Origin of the sequence: Sedimentibacter sp. B4, assembly GCF_000309315.1 — a bacterium.
GTDB lineage: Bacteria > Bacillota > Clostridia > Tissierellales > Sedimentibacteraceae > Sedimentibacter > Sedimentibacter saalensis.
On the sequence record NZ_CANG01000030.1, the window covers coordinates 76204 to 96318 of the forward strand.

Consider the following 20115-nt stretch of genomic DNA (forward strand, 5'->3'; position numbering starts at 1 on the left):
CCACTAAAAATCTTCTAGAACTCTGTTTATTTTTGAAATATCTTTAACTTCAATTTTAATTTGTTCTTCGCCCGCTTGTATAATTACTTGATTATCCTGTTTTTCAGAAAGTATTCCTTCAACTGATTTTCTGCCGTCAATGGGTTTGTAAAATTTCACTTCAACAAAATTACCTATATTTTTCTGATAATCAGCATCTGTCTTGAAGGGTCTTTCTACTCCGGGAGAAGAAACCTCCAGAAAATACTGTTCTTTTATTAAATCAACTTCATCAAGTTTTTTATTTAGTGCCCTGCTGACATCTGCACAGTCGTCCACAGTTATTCCTTCAGCTTTATCCAGGTAAACTCTCAGATATTTAAAAGGACCTTCTTTAACATATTCAATGTCCACCAGTTCAATTTCCGAAGATCTGATAATATCTTCTACAAGGTCCTGAACTGATGATTCAATAGATTTTTTGTTCATTCTCTCTCCTTATCTCGTTATGTAAGTATACAATCAGAAAGAGTGGGATATCCCACTCTTTCCGTCAAAAATCATCTTTTGTGTAGTATAACACAAAATTTACGAAAAATCAAATATAAATTTAATTTTTCATAAATTATTGAATAAAAATTAATCATAAATCATTCACTGCAGTTATGTCAATCAGTTATATTAAATCAAAACAGCTTTACATGACATTTGTTCTAATTTATTATTACAGTTTCAAAAAATTATATTATTGTCTTATCATTTGACGTTTCGTACTCTTACGATTAGTAATAATTTCATTAATTTTGATGAAAAGCTTTACCATTTTCAATTTTAATGATAAAATAATTAACAAGCGTAACATTTAATCCTAATCAATTACATGAAAAATTATCATATCTCAAAAACTACTCTACAAATTCATTTTATTATCAGTTAAATTTCTTTGACATAGTATTATTTAACTTTAGATTTGCTGTTGAAATTTTTGATATATGGTAAATTATTATTATTATTAAAGGAGAACCATATGGAATGGAAAAAAGAATTGGAAACTAACATCAAGACTGCAGAAGGGGTTAAAAAGGCATTGAACTGGGACATGGATGCCGAAGACGAGGAAAAATTAAAAAGTATAATAAAAAGATATCCTATGTCTATACCCGAATACTATTTGTCCCTTATAAATCACAATGACCCAGAGGACCCTATCAAGAAGCTGTGCATACCTTCAATAAAAGAAACTGATCTAAGCGGCAGCCTTGATACAAGCGGCGAAGCCAGCAACACTGTTGTAAAAGGACTTCAGCACAAGTACAGACAGACCGGAATGATACTATCAACGAGCAAATGTGCCATGTATTGCAGGCATTGCTTCAGAAAGCGCCTTGTTGGCCAAAGCGATGATGAAATCAACAACAGCTTTGATGAAATAATAAATTACATTAACAATCATGAAGAAATGACAAATGTACTTATTTCCGGCGGAGATTCTTTCATGAACTCCAATGAACAAATTAAACATTATTTAAGTGAATTAGTAAAAATTGATCATCTGAGTTTTATACGCTTCGGCACAAGAACACCGGTTGTTCTCCCTTCAAGGATATATGGCGATGAAGAGCTTCTTGAAATACTGAGCCATTACAACAAGCAAAAACAAATATACGTAATAACACACTTCAACCACCCAAATGAAATTACGAAAGAATCAGATAAAGCAATTGATGCATTGAAAAAACAAGGAATAATTGTAAGAAATCAGACCGTGCTTCTAAAAGGCATTAACGACAATTCAAAAACACTTGCCACTCTGCTCAGAAAACTTACAGAAATCGGAGCTGTTCCTTACTATGTATTTCAATGCAGACCTGTTTCAGGTGTTAAAAATCAATTTCAGGTACCTTTCAAAACATCATGCAAAATTGTAGACGGAGCAAGAGCTCGTCTTAATGGCATAAGCAAAAGCTTCAAATATGCCATGAGCCACCCAACAGGAAAAATAGAAATTCTTGGAGAAATCGAAAACAATAAAATTCTTTTTAAATACCACCAGACAAAATATGAAAAAGATCAGGGAAGAATAATGACTATTGAAGTAACAGACGACCAGGCTTGGCTTCCGGATGTTATTTAATTAATTAAATCCAAAATAATTTATAAATATATACACCCAGACAATGATTTGCTATAATATATAGTATTCAACAGTGTCAAAGGAGTGTTAAAATGGAAATGTTGCACGAGTTAAACATTGTGTCAATTTCTTTTCGGGTATTTCTGTCGCTTATTTTCGGAGGAATAATAGGACTGGAGAGAAGCAGAAAAAGCAGACCGGCAGGTTTTAGAACATATATGATTGTTTCACTTAGCTCCACTTTGGTAATGATGACAAATCAATACATGTTTATCCATTTTGAAGGAACAGACATAGCAAGACTTGGAGCTCAGGTCATAAGCGGCATAGGCTTTCTTGGTGCCGGTGCCATAATAGTCACAAGCAGATCTCAGGTCAAAGGACTTACCACTGCTGCAGGTTTGTGGGCCTCTGCATGTCTTGGTCTAGCCATAGGAATTGGTTTTTATGACGGAGCCTTAATAGTTGCCATTTCAGTGTTTCTTGTCATTACAGTCTTTAAAAAACTTGACAACTACCTTACATCAACAAACAAGGCCATCACAGTCTACACTTCATTTTCATCCGTTGAAAGCTTTGACAAATTCATTTTATATTGCTATAAATCAAAATATAAAGTACGTGACATAGAAATTACAAAAAACCCTCATCTGAATGAAGCTGCAGTTGTGGCTATTTTGCAGCTTGAAGCTGACAAACGCCTGAATCATGTGGAAACATTGCAGCATTTAAGTTCTTTTGACGGATTAATTCACATAGAAGAACTGTAGTTAAAAAATGCAGCCCTTAGGCTGCATTTTTATGTAATGTTTTACATCTTTTCGATTTCATCAAGAAGAGTGTTTACTATGTCTTCTTCCTTTATTTTTCTGATAATCTCGCCTTTTTTAAACAAAAGCGCTTCACCCGCTCCCCCGGCTATTCCTATGTCGGATTGTCTTGCTTCTCCGGGGCCGTTTACGGCGCAGCCCATTATTGCAACAGTTATGGGTTTGTCAACATTTTTAAGCCCTTCCTGAATTTTTTTTGAAAGTTCAATGAGCTGTATTTTAGTTCTTCCACATGTGGGACATGTTATGTAGTTAATTCCAAAATTTCTAAGACCAAGACTCTTTAAAATTTCTCTTGCAACCTTTACTTCTTCTCTTGGGTCGTCAGTTAATGAAATTCTTAAGGTATCTCCAATACCGTCAGCAAGAAGACTTCCAACTCCAATGGCTGAGCGTATGCTTCCTTCAAAAAGAGTTCCTGCATGGGTTATTCCAAGATGAAGTGGGTAATATACTTTCTTTGCCATGCTTCTGTATGCTTCAATGGTCATTTTAATGTCTGTACCCTTCATGGAAATTACAATGTTGTCATAATCCAGATCTTCAAGGATCTTAACATGTTCAAGAGCAGATTCAACCATACCTTCAGAAGTAGGAACACCGTTGTATTTTTTAAGTATTTCCTTGTGTATGCTTCCTGCATTCACGCCTATTCTTATGGGAATATTTCTTGGTTTGGCCATTTCCACGATTTTTTGCACCCTGTCAATGCTTCCAATATTTCCGGGATTAATTCTTAATTTGTCAATGCCGTTTTCTATGCTTTTTAAGGCCAATCTGTAATCAAAGTGAATGTCAGCAACAATAGGTATGTGTATTTGTTTTTTAATTTCCTTTATAGCTTCAGCATCTTCAGTATCTGCAACTGCAACCCTTATTATTTCACAGCCTGCTTCTTCAAGTCCTAAAATCTGATTTACCGTCGCTTTTACATCCTTCGTGAATGTGTTTGTCATGGACTGCACAGGAATTTTAGCTCCTCCGCCAATTTGTACATCTCTGCACATGACTTTTTTACTTTGTCTTCTAATTATTGTATCCATAAATCCTCCGCACAATAATAATGAAGAATAAAGAGTGAAAAATTGATGAAAGGATTTGTGCAAGCACAAATCCCACCATAAATTCTTAATTCTTAACTCTTAATTCTTAATTATAAATGATTTTATATTCTAAATAGTCTCAGTATATCCTTGTATGTTATGAAAATCATGAATCCGATTAACACAACAAATCCTATGAAATGAATGTATCCTTCCTTTTCCACGGGAATTGATTTGCCTCTTATAGCTTCAACAACAAGGAATACAAGTTTGCTTCCGTCAAGTGCCGGTATAGGCAAAAGATTCATGAATCCAAGGTTGATGCTGATGAAGGCTGCTAAGTTTAAAAGTGATAAAATTCCGCTTTCTGCAGCTTCCCCTACCATGGAAATAACCATTACAGGTCCTCCAAGGGAGTCGCTTCCAAGCTTTCCTGTAACCAGCTGAGATATTGTTTTAAACATCAATTTAATGAAATAAACAGTCTTGTATGCTGATGATGATATAGCTGTTGAAAAAGACTTATCAAGAGCTGTATTGAATTTCACTGAAATTTGTGTTTGAGGAACAATTGTAAAATCCATTGTTTCACCGTTTCTATCAACGGTTATCTTTACAGACTTATCTGAAGTTTTTTCAATGTTTGAAGTTATTTCTTCCCATGTGGAAACCGGAACATCATTGATTTTTGTTATTACATCTCCATCATTTATACCTGCTTCATATGCAGGAGAGGTGACATCAGAAGGAGACACTGTTGTTGTTGTTTTTCCATCTACAAGCTTTGAAGTAACTCCAACAATTTTTCTGTAGTTGTTTGAAATCTTAGCTTGTTTTAAAACTCCGTCTCTTTCGTACTCCACTGTGTAATATGTATTGTCCGGATTTGTAATTTCATAATAAATGTCTTCCCAGATGTAGGATTTGTCACCATTTACAGAAACAATACTGTCTCCGGTTCTTAGTCCTTCTGCATATTCATTTGAATTTTCATCAATAAAGTCAATTGTGTTTCCATAAACTCCAAAAGAAAAAGCAACAATTAAAAATAAGGCAAGAGCCAATACAAAGTTCATTACAGGTCCTGCGGCCACAACTTTAAATCTCTGCCATACTGACTTTGTGGAAAAACTCGTGGAAGTTCTTACATCTTCTTCTTCGCCTTCCATTTGCACAAATCCACCTATGGGAATGGCTCTTATGGAATAAACTGTTCCGTTTTTTTCCCTTTTCAGAACTGTTGGTCCCATACCTATGGCAAATTCATATACCTTTATGCCTACACTTTTTGCAGCCTTGTAATGTCCAAACTCATGAACCAGTACTATGGCTGAAAAAACAAGTATAGATGCTATTAATGTTAACAATATATTCCCTCCATGTTATAAGAAGTGACGAACAAAGTAATAAACAACCGGTGCCACGAAAAGCACGCTATCAAATCTGTCCAGTATTCCTCCGTGTCCGGGAAGCATGTAGCCAAAATCCTTTATTCCGTGTTCTCTTTTTATTTTTGATGCAGCCAGATCGCCTGCAATTGAAAATACAGATGCGCTGACACTAAATATTATAATGTAAATATATTTATTTATGCTTAAATAATTAAAATAAATTAACGATAAAAGCGTGCTTCCTATTACACCGCCAATTGCACCTTCAATTGTTTTATTGGGACTCACTTCAGGATACAACTTGTGTCTTCCGAAAAATTTACCTGTAAAATAAGCAAATGTGTCTGATCCGAATGCTATTATGTACACAAGCCACACATAGACAGAACCATTCATAAGCATCATGTGGTACATAAAAAACACTACATAGCAGCCTATAAATACTATTTCTGAAATTTTCTTTATGTCTGTTTTTTTATTGAACACAAAAATCAGAAAGTTCAATGATATGTACATGAATAAGAAGAAATCAAAAAAATGCTGGTATTTTGTTGTTTTTTCTATGAATAAAGCAATTGCAAACATATAGTTTACAACAGCACCGTAATCAAATCCGTTATTGAAAAATACTTTTGAAAGCTCATATATTCCTATGCATATAATACCAAAATACACAAAGTCGTAAAGGGTACCTCCAAAATATGTAACAGCAGCAATAAATGCTCCTCCTGCCAATCCGGTCAACACTCTTTGTCTCATAACAACACCGCCTTAATTTCCGAATCTCCTTTTTCTTGCTTGATAGTTAAGTATTGCTTTCAATAATTCATCTTTTCCAAAATCAGGCCACATTATATCTGTAAAATAAAACTCTGTATATGCAAGCTGATATAAAAGAAAATTGCTTACACGCATTTCACCGCTTGTTCTTATTAACAAATCCGGATCTGGCATGTCATGGGTAAACAAATATTTCTTGAAGCTTTCTTCATTTATTTCATCTATGTCAATTTCATTGTTTTCATAATCTTTAACTATGTTTTTTACAGCATTTATAATTTCGAATCTTGAACCATAGCTGAGGGCTATGTTCAAATGAAGTGTATGATTGTTTTTAGTAAGTTCCACAGAGCGTTTGACTTCCTGCCTTGTTTTTTCAGGCAAATCGTCCATGTTGCCCATCATTGTTATCTTAACGTCATTTTTATTTAAGTAGTCAAGCTCCTTCACCACAAATTCCACCAGGAGATTCATCAAATAATCGACTTCTTTTTTTTCTCTTCTCCAGTTTTCAGTTGAAAATGCGTATACAGACAAATATTTTATGCCTATGTCAGCGCAGTTTCTTACCAAATCAGTAACTCTTAAGGCACCTTCTTTGTGTCCCATTTTTGTAGGCAGATTTCGTTGTTTTGCCCATCTTCTGTTGCCGTCGAGTATTACTGCAATATGTGCAGGAATTGTACCACTCAGCACTTGCTCCTCTAAATTCATAATATCCTCACCATTTCTCAAAAAATACACTAAACAGGCTTATGAAATCATAAGCCTGTACTTCAGACTAATAGTATGAAACATACAAAGTTACATAATTGTCTTTGTAATGTTCCCTTATTACATACGGCTTGTGAAGTTCATTGAATTTTTTATTCCAGCCGATAACTTTCTTTATATTTATAATCTTATTGTTGTTTTCTTCTAATATTTTAAGAGCTTCTAACAGCGGGTAACCAATTAAAGTATCCATTGTTAAACCTCTAAAATTTCTTTTTCCTTTTCCTTGTAGATGTCTTCAACAAATTTGATGTATTTATCAGTGAGCTTTTGCATGTCTTCTTCTGCTTTTTTCAGATCATCTTTAGTAATTTCACTTGATTTTTCAAGTTTTTTCAGTTCTTCGTTAGCATCTCTTCTTATATTTCTCACTGCAACCTTAGCATTTTCTGTTTCTTTTTTTACAATCTTCAGAAGATCTTTTCTTCTTTCCTCTGTTAAAACAGGAATAACAAGTCTTATAACCTTTCCGTCATTAGAAGGTGTAATTCCTAATTCTGATGCTAAAATTGCTTTTTCAATTTCTTTTACCAAGCTTGCATCCCAAGGCTGTATCATAATTGCTCTTGGTTCCGGCACAGATATGTTTGCTACTTGGTTAAGGGGGGTCATTGTTCCGTAATAACTTACTTGAATTTTGTCAACCAGTTTAGGATTTGCTTTACCGGCTCTGATTGTGGCAAGGTCTTCTTTAAGAAAACCCATTGATTTTCTCATTGTCTCTTCTGATTTTGCTACTACTTCTCTATACATTACTACGCCTCCTTGATTATTGTTCCTATATTATCTCCCATTACAATCTTTTCGATGCTTTCAGGTTGTTCAATTCCAAAGACCAAAATAGGAATTTTATTATCCATACACAATGACGTTGCTGTGGAGTCCATTATTTTCAAACCTTTATTCAACACATCTATGTAATTGAGCTCGTCATACTTCACCGAATCCGGATTTTTGTTAGGATCATCGCTGTAGACTCCGTCTACGCCATTTTTAGCAAGGAGTATTATATCTGCATTTATTTCTGCAGCTCTTAATGCTGCTGTAGTGTCAGTTGAAAAATATGGATTTCCTGAACCACCGGAAAAAATAACAACTCTGCCTTTTTCCAAGTGACGTACTGCTCTTCTCCTGATGTAAGGCTCTGCTATTTGTCGCATTTCTATAGCAGTCTGAACTCTGGTTTCCACGCCAATCTTTTCTAAAGCATCCTGCAAAGCAAGTCCGTTGATTATTGTGCCCAGCATTCCCATGTAATCAGAAGTTGTTCTGTCCATGTCTTTAGCACTTGCACCTCTCCAGAAGTTTCCTCCTCCGACTACTATAGCAACTTCAACTCCCATGTTTATGACATTCTTCACAACATTAGAAATTCTAGATACTATTTCAGGGCTTATGCCATGACCAGCATTGCCGGATAAAGCTTCTCCACTTATTTTTAATATTATTCTCTTATATTTGCAATCCATCTTATCCTCCTGAAGACTGTATTTTTATTAATGGAGAACTTAAAAAAGTTCTCCATTTGTATCATATTCTATCAGGATTATTTACCCATTTGTTTTGCAACTTCATCAGCAAAGTTTTCTGATTTCTTTTCAATGCCTTCGCCAACTTCAAATCTTTGAACTCCGGCAATTTTTATGTCTTTTCCTAATTTAGCAGCTGTGTTTGCAATAACTTTTTTAACTGTCAAATCAGCATCTTTAACAAATGCTTGTTCCAACAAACATACTTCTTTAAGTTCTTTCTGAAGTCTTCCTTCAACCATCTTTTCAACAATGTTTTGTGGTTTTCCTTCATTTAATGCCTGAGCAATAAGAACTTCTCTTTCATGTGCAATGAATTCCTGATCAACATCATCAGTAGATATGTATTTAGGATTCATAGCTGCAACCTGCATTGCAAGGTCTTTTCCAAGAACTTCAAGAGCTTCTTTGTCTCCTTCTGATTCAAGAGCAACTATAACAGAAATTTTTCCGCCGCCGTGAATGTAGCCTACAACTGCTCCGTTGTTTACTTTTTCAGCTGCAAATCTTCTGATTGACATATTTTCGCCTATTTTAGCAATTTTGTCAGTCAATGTTTCCTGAACAGTCTTGCCTGTTTCAAGAACAACTGCTTTTAATGCTTCAACATCTGCAGGTGTATTTTCAACTACAGCCTTGGCAACTTCCTGTACAAAGTTATGGAATTCTTCATTTTTTGCAACGAAGTCAGTTTCTGAGTTTACTTCTACTACAACACCAGTTTTTCCGTCTGCAGAAATTATAGCAGTTGTAAGACCTTCTGCAGCAATTCTGTCAGCTTTTTTAGCTGCTTGAGAAAGTCCTTTTTCTCTCAAATAGTCTATTGCTTTTTCCATGTCTCCATCTGTTTCTTTTAAGGCTTTTTTGCAGTCCATCATACCTGCATTAGTTTTATCTCTTAGTTCTTTTACCATTGAAGCTGTAACTTCCATTTAAATACCTCCAAAATTTAAAAAAGCAAGGCGTAAGGAAAAAATTCCTAACCCCTTACTTTGATTTTTATTTTATTTTTTATTTTTATTCTTCTATTTCTGTTTCTTCAACTTTTTCAAGTTCTTCTTCTGATACTTCATCTTCAACTTCTTCTTCAGTCAACTGAACGCCTTGTCTTCCTTCAAGGATAGCATCAGCAATTGTAGCTGTTAAAAGTTTTACGGCTCTGATAGCATCATCATTTCCAGGGATTACATAGTCTACTTCATCAGGGTCGCAGTTAGTATCAACTATTGCTACAACTGGTATTCCCAATATTTTAGCTTCCTGAACAGCTATTCTTTCTTTTCTTGGGTCAACTATGAACAATGCTCCAGGAAGTTTTTCCATGTTCTTGATTCCGCCTAAGAATTTTTCAAGTCTTTCAGCTTCACCTTTCAACTTTATAACTTCTTTCTTAGTTAAAAGAGCAAATGTTCCGTCTTCTTCCATTTTCTTCAACTCATTGAGTCTGTCAATTCTTCTTCTGATTGTCTGGTAGTTTGTAAGCATACCACCCAACCATCTTTGGCTTACAAAGTGCATTCCGCATCTTGCAGCTTCTGATTTAGTTGATTCCTGAGCTTGTTTTTTTGTTCCAACGAACAATACTTCTTCTCCGCTTGCAACAACTTCTTTAACAAAGTTGTAAGCTTCGTCTACTTTATCGCTTGTTTTCTGCAAGTCGATTATGTAGATACCGTTTCTTTCTGTAAAAATGTACTCTGCCATCTTAGGGTTCCATCTTCTTGTCTGATGACCAAAGTGAACTCCTGCTTCCAGCAATTTTTTCATGCTAATTATTGCCATTATTTTTTCCTCCTTTTGTTTTACCTCCAGAAATATCATCCCATGCAGAAGACCTTTCGGCACAACTCCTGCATAATCTAAATCTGTGCGTAATTATGTTTAGTATAACACAGCCATTTTTTAATTGCAACAACAAATTGTAAATTAATTGCATATTTTATTGAAAGCTGCATAAAGTCAAATAATTATAATTTATTCTTCTGTTTTCCCGCATTTTTTATTGATGCATGTTGGCTTGTTATCTTTAATAACCATCATCTCACCACATACAGGACATTTTTCTTTTGTAGGTTCAAGCCATGACATGAAATTGCACTCAGGATAATTTGTACATCCAAAAAATCTTCTTCCAGCCTTGGAAAACTTAATTGCAATCTTACCGTCGCACTTTGGACAATTCACATCTATTGTTTTTACTATAGGCTTTGTGGTCTTGCAGCTAGGATAATTTGAACAGGCAAGAAACTCACCGTATCTTCCTTTTCTTTTGAGCATCTTAGCTCCGCAAACTTCGCAAACTTCATCAGTTTCCTCAACAGCATCTTTGCCTCCCAGAGGTTTTGTATTCTTGCACTCCGGATAGTTGGGGCATGCCAGAAATTTACCGTACCTTCCCTTTTTAATAACCATGAAGGCACCGCAGTTCTCGCACTGTACATCGCTTACTTCATCCTTAATTTCAATTTCTTCCATTTCCTTTTCAGCAACATCAAGTTCTTCTTTAAAGTCCTTGTAAAATTCATTTATTACTTCATGCCATTCAACTTTACCGGAAGCAACTTCATCAAGCATATTTTCCATTTCAGCTGTAAACTTCTCATTTATTACCTTGGAAAAATACTTTTCCATCATTTCAGTAACAAGAAATCCCATATCAGTAGGAAAAAGACTGCCCTTGTCCTTGACTATATATTCCCTGCTTGTAATGGTTGTAATTGTAGGAGCATATGTGCTTGGCCTTCCTATTCCTCTTTCTTCAAGATCCTTTATAAGGCTTGCTTCCGTGTATCTTGCAGGGGGCTGTGTGAAGTGCTGCTCTGGAGCTATCTGGCTGATTTCTAACATCTCACTTTTCTCAACTTCCGGAAGAAGCTTGCTTTCCGAATCATCTGAATACTTGTAGACTTTTTTATACCCGTCGAAAACTAATATTTTACCGCTTGCTTCAAAAATATTTCCGTTTCCGTCTAAAAGTACCTTTGTAACATCATATTCTGCCTCAACCATCTGACATGCAATAAATCTTTTCCATATGAGGCTGTAAAGCTTGTATTGGTCTGATGAAAGGCTGTCCTTGATGAGATCAGGATTTTTGTTTACATATGTTGGCCTTATGGCTTCATGGGCATCCTGAACCTTGTTTTCATTTTTTTTAGGCTTTGTGAACACCCTGTTCATGTAGTATTTTTCACCGTAGTTTGAAACTATGTAATCCTTGGCCATTGTCACTGCTTCGTCAGAAAGTCTGAATGAGTCAGTCCTGATATATGTAACCAAACCTACGCTTCCTTCTCCCTTAATGTTGATTCCCTCATATAGCTGCTGAGCAATCATCATTGTTTTCTTTGCAGGGAAGTTAAGCCTTCTGTTTGCTTCCTGCTGCAGGGTGCTTGTTGTAAAAGGAGCGCTTGGCTTTGAATAACTCTTTGTTTTTTCAGTCTTATATACGGATATTTTTTCTTTATCCATACTATTTATGATTTCTTTTACTTCATCTTCATTTTTTATTTTTACTTTGCTTAACTTATCATTTTTAAGAATTCCTGCATACTTGGCAATAAACTTCTTTTTGTTTTTTTTAACTTCAAGTTCCAGTGTCCAATATTCTTCAGGAACAAAATCCATTATTTCTCTTTCTCTGTCTATTACAAGTTTCAACGCAACAGACTGCACTCTTCCGGCACTCAATCCCTTTTCGATCTTTTTCCACAACAGAGGGCTTATGTTATAACCAACCAACCTGTCAAGAATTCGCCTGGCTTGCTGGGCGTCAACAAGATCAATATTTATTTTCCTGGGATTTTTGCTTGCTTTTTTAATGGCTTCTTTAGTAATTTCATTGAACTCTACTCTTATATCCTTGCTTTCATCAAGATTGAGTATTTTAGCCAGATGCCATGAAATTGCTTCACCTTCTCGGTCAGGGTCCGTTGCAAGATAGACGTTGTCTGCTTTTTTTGCTTCCTTTTTCAGTTCCTTTATTACATCCCCTTTACCTCTTATGGTAATATAGTTAGGTTCAAAATTATTATCAACATCAATGCCAAGCTTGCTTTTGGGCAAATCTCTCACATGACCAACCGAAGCTTTAACAGTATAGTTTTTTCCTAGAAACTTAGCAATTGTCTTTGCTTTTGCCGGAGATTCAACTATTAACAAATTATTCATTTTTCCTCCAATACCCGTATACGTTTAATTTTAACAATAATTACCGTATAATTCTATTATAACATATAATAGATTTTTTTATTTGTCAATAGCTTATCAATTAAGCAAAACTCATCATTGTTTTACTTTAATAAAAATTAATTTCATATTTTTTATATTATGATAGTAAAATTTTTCGTAATTCAGTATTCTTCAGGTTAATTATCAGAAAAAGTGTATAAACTTAGTTTATACACTTTTGTGACATAACTTCTGTTGAATATTATATCTTATCAGATTGATAACAATAAAATTTGAGTTAATCTGTTTCTGAGTCTAATTTGATTCCAATCATTTTCCCAATATGTTAAACATTTTCTTATTCTATCCTGATTACAATCACAATCCAATAAACATTGTCTTAACCTATCCTGTTCTTGATCACAATCGGTTAATTCCTTGTCACAATATTTGTGATTAGGCTCATCTTTGCAATCTCTGTCTCTTGTTTGGACCCTGTCCTGAGCAAATGCAAGCGCCCCCATGGAACCAATTATTACAAGAGATACAACCATGATAATTGTAATCATTACTCTCCATTTACTTTTCATAAAAACACCTCCTTTATTTTTATTATAGGATACGAAATTAAAATGATTTTTAGGTTAATATATTAACTTATTATTTAAATTTACCCCTTTCACCTTTCGATTCTTTTTGAGGAGTTTCTCTGTCTTTATTTTCATTTTGTTCTTGAGCAGGAATACTTATATTGTTTTCAAAAATATTTTTAAATTTCTGCATCATATTATTGTTCAAAGGACTTTTGTTGACTTCTGGCGCATTTAATTGTCTGGGATCAACTGTTTTATTGTCATTTTCCTGTTCATTTACAGTTTGCTGGTTATTTTCACATTCAACTTCAGTACTATTTTCAGATAGAGCATCAGAATTTTGATATTGATATTGATATTGATTTTGATTTTCATTTTTATATTGATTTTGATTTTGATTTTGATTTTCGTTTTGATTTATTAAATTATTATCCGGTATAACAATTTCATCAACTTCATGGTCTTCTGACTCGTTCCCATGAAATCTGTTTCTGTTTTGAGTAGAATATATGACCAATTCCTGGGTGGTCATTTTTTTCACTTCTTCTAACTTTAAATCTGAACCTTCTGAATTCACTTTTAAATATAGAAGATATTTCCCAATAGTTAAATCATATTGTTTTGATAATTCCAACTTTTGATTATCGCCTTGGAGTAAAATTATATTAACATAATCAAGTTCATTGTTACTATTTAATCTATTGTTCAAATCACTTTCAAAATTACCTAAGTCATCTGGAAAGACATCATTTATTTTGCATATTCCTATTAAAACAGCATTCTTTTCTTTTGTAATATAATTTTTTGATTTGGCCTTAATCAGCATTGTATATAAAGCTTCTTGTATTTCTGTTCCAATCATATGTTTATCAGCAATAAAATCCCCTTCACTATTCTTCGATACAATATTAATAACCTTATAATCCTTATTTATTTCCAATTCAACACTTGGGTTAATATCAACGCTCAATTTTGCTACGGGTATATAAGAAATCTTGTTAAATGTCATAAATTGAATTAAAAATAATGAAGATACCAATAACAGCATTATAGCAGCAGCATAACCAATTATTTTTGTAACTTTTATATTCATTTCTTTATATAAATCATCTTCAAGAAATATAATCTTGTTGCCAAGAAGCACCCCATCTTTTTTTTAACTTTATAAAATTCAGCCTTATCCGTCATTACTATAGCGTAATTTGTTTTAATGTCTACTATGCTACCTTTATATATCAAATGAAGCCCTCCTTTCTGCATCATATATATAGCTTTTAAGTGTTTCTAAATTACTGTCTAATATAAGAACAGTTGCAACTATAAATTTTTTGTTCCTGTCAAGAAATTTCCTGCTGCTGTTATATTCTGATATTATATGGGTGTATGGAAGCTTTCTGTCTAAATATAGTTTTTCCTTTATATTGGTATTTTCTTGAATAAACCTTGCAACACGGATTGCATTATTCCTTGTATCCTCATGTTTTGGTGAATCTTTTACCAAATCATCAAGAGTAATTTTAAATTCCCATAATTTATTTTTTAAATCCATAAGTTCCATCTGCATGGATAAATTCTCGTTAAACTTATTGATTTCATTTTGATAGTTACTGCCACACTGGCTGTCATCATATTCATCTATATACATAATTTTGTTATTTGATTTTTCTTTTCGAATATAATCAATAATTTTATTTTTAATGACAACAGAAGAAAAGCAAATAAAACTACCTCTGGAATCGTCATATTTATCTATGGATTCATTAAAAGCTTCCATGCCTATTATAAACTCTTCACTATTTTCAGTTTCAATATATTTGTTTAAAATATTTGATATGGTTTTTAAAATGAAAGGAATATACTCCTGTATAAATAGGTCTCTTTCTTGCAAATTGCCTTCTTTTATTATTTTGATTCTTTCGAGTAAGAGAATTTTATACACCCCCCGCTATATTATACGTAAATTTATAAATCTTTGAGCGCAATAAATTCTGTTATTTAGTAAATATTTAAATTTCATCCCTTAATCAATAAAAATTATTTATTATTTCCGCAATCTTTTACTATATTATTAATATTTGGATAAATATATACATCTTATAGAATAATGCGATATTTAAAACATATAATAAACTAAATTTGAAGGGAGGTGTTTTATGAATAAGCATAAAAAAATTCTTTTTATGCTGTCAATTTTTACTACTCTTTTGCTTTTTGTACAACCTATACTAGCTATAAGCCTTATTGAAAACAATGTAAAAGATTCAGTATTAATTGCAGCCGAAATATCTGCTGTGGAAGAAACGCATGATGGTTTTGGCGGAAGCTCTGGCCAAGGGGGAAATGGTCAAGGAGGTTCTGGAAAAGGTGGTGTCAATGGTTCAGGAGGGTCAGGAGGTTCAGGCAGTTCTGGCGGATCAGGTTCCGGAAACGGAGCTTCAGGAGGCTCTGGAGGATCTGGCGGAGGTAAGCCGGATACTACTGAAGCTTTAAAAACATTAAATGTTTCTGTAATATGGCCTGAAAATGTTGAGCATCCTACTGAAGTAGTAGTTAATTTAATGAACTCTGATTCTTCCGAATCTAAATTGTCAGTAGATGGTAAAGTTACATTTTACACCGAACCGGGTGATGAATGGGTTTTAGTTGGCCAATCTGTCCAGGGCTTTATAATTCCTGAAGTAAGTGTAGCAATAAAAGGTACCGATGAAATTGTAAGTGCGACTCTCGTTTATAAAGTGGGAACTATACATGTTGAAAACATTGAACTTAGCAAGACAACACTGGAACTTTTAACTGGTGACAAAGCCATATTGAATGCTGCAGTGTATCCTACAAATGCCAATAATAAATCTTTGACATGGTTGTCAAGTTCACCGGAAGTTGCATCAGTCAATAATGGAGTTGTGGAAGCTTTAGGCATAGGTACTGCAGTCATTACGGTAAAATCTGCAGATGTGGAAAGTATATATACCACTTGTAATGTTACTGTAAAATCATTGGATTCCGCAGTACGTGTAACCAGTATAACATTAAATACTGATTCAGTAAATTTAAATTTAGGCGAAAATAACACTTATGAATTTCTAGCAAACGTCAGCCCAGAAAATGCAGCTGTTAAAGATGTCATATGGACTTCATCAGATGAAAGCGTAGCATCTGTAGATGAATTAGGAATTGTAACGGCAAAATCAACTGGATATGCTGTTATAACTGTCACTACATTAGATGGTGGATATGAAGGATACGCTCAAGTATCAGTAGGAGCTGCTCCTGAAATTTCATATATTTTCCCTTGCTTAGAAGATAGCTACACAGAACATTTCGATGATCCTTACAAAGTCTTTATTAATGTTGAAGAACTTGTTAAAAAACTTATAAGTGAAGGCTCAATAACAAATGATGGAATTACATACTACGTTAAGGTTACTGAAAAAGGCAGTACTGATCCTCTGGGAGAAGGTATAGTCACAGTATATGAAGATACAATTATGTTTTCTTTATATGACGCAACAAAATTTAATGCTACAGAAAATTACAGCGACAGATACTTTGTTTACATGAGCCAAGATCCAAATTATCCTAAGGACGATGAAAAAACACTAATGACAAACTTTATGGGAGGAAGTTCAACCCCTACTATACCTATTGAAAATGTTGATGTAAGTCTGACAATGTATGGAGGAAAAACAACTTCTGAAGGTATTGTGTTCCTGCTTGCAAGAGAAGAATTCTTTGGTACAACTTTAGAGGAAGTTTCTTGGAGAGAATTTTACAATGGAACACCTCCTGCAGATCCATATCCGCCTAATGGATTGGATGGAGTAGATGTAAATAGTTTCGTAGATGAAGTCAAAATGATAGGCATAACTGATCACAATGGGGTTGTCCAATGGATACCACCCAGAGAAACTTTGAAACTTGGCGGTTATTTATTGCTGGAAGTAACTCCGTTAAAATATAAAGACAATTTAAGTATGGTTAATCCTGATTCAGATGATGGAGAGCTGTTAAAACAGATTACTTTAATGAGAGACAGTTTCATAGATATTAAAGTTACAAACATATACGTTGGAGAAAGCAATCAAGTTGGAGACACGGTTATTCCCCCGGTTGATGATCCTGTTGACACCCAAAACCCTCCTGTAAATGATCCTCAAGAACCTCCTGTTTATGATAATGACGATGATGTTCCTCCATCATCAGGCACTGGAGGAGGAAATTCTAATGTAGTAAGTTCAGATATAGGCAGTTCAGCCATTAACAATTTAAATACTGATAATGTAAAGATTGATGAAACTACAAAATTTAAAGGTCATTGGTCGAAGAGTTATCTAGATAACTTAATTGAAAATGGAAATATGCCAAGGCCTCTATTCGAAAAGTTAACTGACTTGAATAATACCGTTTATTTAAGTGACGTGGTTGAATTAGTTGAATACATTAATAACGGTAATGAATATGAACCCACAGTATACGAAGAAATAAATGTTCCTATCACCCGTCAGCAAGCAGCAGTATTGCTAATGGAATCCTTTGGTATTGAACCTATTGATAATCCAGCATTAAACTTTATTGACAGAGAAGAAATAGATTCAAATGCAAAAGGCTATGTAGCTGCAGCATGTAATTTGGGAATTATTTCCGGATATCCTGACAATACATTTAAACCAAACAATACACTGACAAAAGCAGAATTATTTAAAGTTGTTTCCAAATGCCTAGAAGTTAATAAATCTTTAATAACGGAATAGAAAGAATAGTGAACTGCAAAAATGCAGTTCATTATTCTTTCTAATATTTCACAGATATTGTCTTTCCCCAGCCCCAAGGTATTTTAATGAAAATATTTTTAGTTGTTTCTGCTTCGCCTCTTTTAATTGTAGCAGTCAGTTCTACATCTGTAGATTTGCCTCCTTTACTGCTGTCTTCATGACTGTTTTCATCACCACCGCAGCTTCCCCCTTCATCACTGTCAGCTTCGCCTTCACAGCTTCCATCACAACTTTCTTCATCAGATTTTTCTTCTCCACCAACAATAGAACTTAAATATTCCAATTCTGAATGTTCTCCACAACCCCCTTCTTCTTTTGAAGAACCACGTCTATAAATCATTGCAAGATTCAAATCTTCATTAATCACTATAAAATCATTGTTATTGCATTTCCAAGTTATTGACGTTCCATGCCCTAAATAATCAGTATCCGGCAAAATTAAAAAATTTTTCTGACTTGAATCATGCCTTTTACTAATTATATTCAACCTTAAACTTTTGCATGAATCATTTACTGCACTTAAATCATCAACCTGAATCTGATTCTCAATTAACACTTTAAATGTCACATTTGCATTACCTGATGAATTCCCAACATCTGTTGTAATTATTAAAAAGCCTGGATAATACGGTTCAATTCTTAAAAGAGAATTATCTATTACATTTACAGCAGCAATTGCACTACCTGTAATTGCACTGGCAGTTGTTGTACTAACTGCTTCATACTGAACATTAGAAATAATTTCTCCATTTTGAGCTAAGTCTTCAGATGATATGTATAAAGGATATTGACCAATAAACAGTTCCTGATCAGGAATTACCTTAGGTATAGGTGCAGAATCACCATGTTCATGTTCTCCTGACCCTGAATTGTTTTCTACAATATTTATGGCTTTACCCCATCCCCAAGGTATTAAAATATAAAAAGTTTTAGTATCAAAAAAAGTTCCTTTGTTAATAGTTGCTGTCAATCCAACTAAATTTACTTTACCACCAGAACCGCTGCATCCAGCGCTGCTTTCCTCATGATTTAAACTTTCAAAATTTGTATAATCCTTACTAATCAACGATACTGTTGCAGAAGAATTCACATCATTTTCACATCCTTCCTCGTCATGGTCTTCTGAGTGACTTCCATTAATTCCCCTGCGATATATTAATGCCTTGTTATCTTCAATTTGTATGAATTCAAGATTATCAGATACCCATGCTATATTTGATTGATACCCTTTGTCATCAGTACTAGGCAAAGATATTTCAGGGTTTGCCTTTCTTCCTACTGCACCTTTAAGTTCAAGTTTTAAGTCTTTCATTATTTCAGAAACAATTTCATTGTCAATTTGACTGTTGCTGCTGTTTGAATTGTCTGAACCAGACTTCCTTGAGTAACCAACCTGAACATTGATTCCATTTTCATGTATTAATTCTTGTGGAATCTGCTCCATCCTTACTCCATTTATGGTAACTGTTGCTATTCTTATAACCCCCTTACCTTTAACATAAGTAACTGAATCTAATAATAAATTGTTGATTTGTGTTCCGGCAAATAAATTAATTGTTGTATTTTCTAAACCATTGCTTACAGATAAATTTTCTATATTTCCTTTGCTCAGATTTAAATTTAGGCCGCTTGATGAAACTGTTATATGATTAAATTTTCCATTAAGCACTAATTTAACATTCTTGCCATAAATGCGTACATTTCCTCTGATATTTACATTTTCAAGATTAACCTCTTCATTGCTTGCACTTTTTAAAATAATTAAGTTACCCGTTAAATATGTATTTTTTAAAGTAACATTTCCATTATAGATGACTATTGTACCCTTATAATTTCCTAATTCATATACGCCTGGCTTATCAATTGTAAGAACTTTTTTTTGCATACTCATAAAATAATTAAATAAACCAACTGCCCATTTACCGACTTGTCTTTCTTCTATATGATTTTGAACATTAGGATTGTAAAAGGTTTGAGCCGATGAAATATTCGGAATCATAAATAAAATACAAAACAATAAAATAAGCAATCTTTTCATTTTTGAATACACTACATCACTCCCTTTCGTTATATAATATTATTATAAATATAATCAGTATAGCAATTTAGACATGCTATTT

Annotated in this window: 19 protein-coding genes; 3 read left to right on the top strand and 16 right to left on the bottom strand. The window is 33.9% G+C overall.

The annotated features are described in order from the left end of the window. Positions 1-3 precede the first annotated feature (3 nt). Positions 4-468, bottom strand: a complete 465-nt coding sequence (gene rimP, locus BN358_RS05315; protein ID WP_019226976.1) for a ribosome maturation factor RimP — start codon at positions 466-468, stop codon at positions 4-6. A gap of 538 nt (positions 469-1006) precedes the next feature. Here rimP and BN358_RS05320 point away from each other — a divergent pair. Together BN358_RS05320 and BN358_RS05325 are read left to right on the top strand one after the other, a co-directional pair. Next, entirely contained in the window at positions 1007-2113 is a 1107-nt protein-coding gene (locus tag BN358_RS05320; protein ID WP_019226975.1) for a KamA family radical SAM protein, read from the top strand. A gap of 92 nt (positions 2114-2205) precedes the next feature. Then, positions 2206-2883, top strand: a complete 678-nt coding sequence (locus tag BN358_RS05325) for an MgtC/SapB family protein (protein WP_019226974.1) — start codon at positions 2206-2208, stop codon at positions 2881-2883. A 41-nt stretch (positions 2884-2924) separates the two neighbouring features. Here BN358_RS05325 and ispG read toward each other — a convergent pair whose 3' ends face one another. The 14 genes from ispG to BN358_RS05390 all read right to left on the bottom strand — a co-directional run bounded on the left by ispG (position 2925) and on the right by BN358_RS05390 (position 15111). Further along, entirely contained in the window at positions 2925-3986 is a 1062-nt protein-coding gene (gene ispG, locus BN358_RS05330; protein WP_019226973.1) for a flavodoxin-dependent (E)-4-hydroxy-3-methylbut-2-enyl-diphosphate synthase, read from the bottom strand. Between the two features lie 122 nt (positions 3987-4108). Next, positions 4109-5353, bottom strand: coding sequence for an RIP metalloprotease RseP (gene rseP / locus BN358_RS05335; RefSeq protein WP_019226972.1), 1245 nt, complete (start codon positions 5351-5353; stop codon positions 4109-4111). A 15-nt stretch (positions 5354-5368) separates the two neighbouring features. Continuing rightward, the gene (locus BN358_RS05340; RefSeq protein WP_019226971.1) at positions 5369-6136 is read right to left on the bottom strand and encodes a phosphatidate cytidylyltransferase; all 768 of its coding nucleotides are present in this window, start codon (positions 6134-6136) and stop codon (positions 5369-5371) included. 12 nt (positions 6137-6148) lie between these two features. Next, positions 6149-6871, bottom strand: coding sequence for an isoprenyl transferase (locus BN358_RS05345; protein WP_019226970.1), 723 nt, complete (start codon positions 6869-6871; stop codon positions 6149-6151). Between the two features lie 67 nt (positions 6872-6938). Then, complete coding sequence (locus tag BN358_RS05350) at positions 6939-7124, bottom strand: hypothetical protein (protein ID WP_019226969.1); 186 nt, start codon at positions 7122-7124, stop codon at positions 6939-6941. Positions 7125-7126: 2 nt separating this feature from the next. Further along, positions 7127-7684 carry a ribosome recycling factor gene (gene frr, locus BN358_RS05355; protein WP_019226968.1) on the bottom strand — a complete coding sequence of 186 codons (558 nt, stop codon included), beginning with the start codon at positions 7682-7684 and terminating at the stop codon, positions 7127-7129. Positions 7685-7686: 2 nt separating this feature from the next. Beyond that, entirely contained in the window at positions 7687-8400 is a 714-nt protein-coding gene (gene pyrH, locus BN358_RS05360; protein WP_019226967.1) for a UMP kinase, read from the bottom strand. Between the two features lie 77 nt (positions 8401-8477). Continuing rightward, the gene (gene tsf / locus BN358_RS05365) at positions 8478-9392 is read right to left on the bottom strand and encodes a translation elongation factor Ts (RefSeq protein ID WP_019226966.1); all 915 of its coding nucleotides are present in this window, start codon (positions 9390-9392) and stop codon (positions 8478-8480) included. Between the two features lie 85 nt (positions 9393-9477). Then, positions 9478-10242, bottom strand: coding sequence for a 30S ribosomal protein S2 (gene rpsB, locus BN358_RS05370; RefSeq protein ID WP_019228199.1), 765 nt, complete (start codon positions 10240-10242; stop codon positions 9478-9480). A gap of 192 nt (positions 10243-10434) precedes the next feature. Beyond that, positions 10435-12630 (bottom strand): type I DNA topoisomerase, encoded by a 2196-nt coding sequence (gene topA / locus BN358_RS05375; RefSeq protein WP_019226964.1) that lies wholly within the window; start codon positions 12628-12630, stop codon positions 10435-10437. A gap of 272 nt (positions 12631-12902) precedes the next feature. Then, positions 12903-13220 (bottom strand): hypothetical protein, encoded by a 318-nt coding sequence (locus BN358_RS05380; RefSeq protein WP_019226963.1) that lies wholly within the window; start codon positions 13218-13220, stop codon positions 12903-12905. A 70-nt stretch (positions 13221-13290) separates the two neighbouring features. Next, positions 13291-14367: a hypothetical protein gene (locus tag BN358_RS05385; protein WP_232233026.1), complete on the bottom strand. Its 1077-nt coding sequence runs from the start codon at positions 14365-14367 to the stop codon at positions 13291-13293. Then, on the bottom strand, positions 14313-14486 hold the full coding sequence (locus tag BN358_RS28565) for an anti-sigma factor domain-containing protein (RefSeq protein ID WP_156804711.1): 174 nt from the start codon (positions 14484-14486) through the stop codon (positions 14313-14315). Before BN358_RS28565 ends, BN358_RS05385 begins: the two co-directional genes overlap by 55 nt. Next, a complete protein-coding gene (locus BN358_RS05390; RefSeq protein ID WP_232233027.1) occupies positions 14452-15111 on the bottom strand; it encodes a sigma factor in 660 nt (219 codons plus the stop codon). Before BN358_RS05390 ends, BN358_RS28565 begins: the two co-directional genes overlap by 35 nt. 265 nt (positions 15112-15376) lie before the next feature. Here BN358_RS05390 and BN358_RS05395 point away from each other — a divergent pair, with 265 nt between their 5' ends. Further along, a complete protein-coding gene (locus tag BN358_RS05395) occupies positions 15377-17974 on the top strand; it encodes an Ig-like domain-containing protein (protein WP_019226959.1) in 2598 nt (865 codons plus the stop codon). A gap of 40 nt (positions 17975-18014) precedes the next feature. On the opposite strand, the gene BN358_RS05400 is transcribed toward BN358_RS05395, so the two are convergent. Further along, positions 18015-20045 (bottom strand): hypothetical protein, encoded by a 2031-nt coding sequence (locus tag BN358_RS05400; protein WP_019226958.1) that lies wholly within the window; start codon positions 20043-20045, stop codon positions 18015-18017. Between the last annotated feature and the right edge of the window lie 70 nt (positions 20046-20115).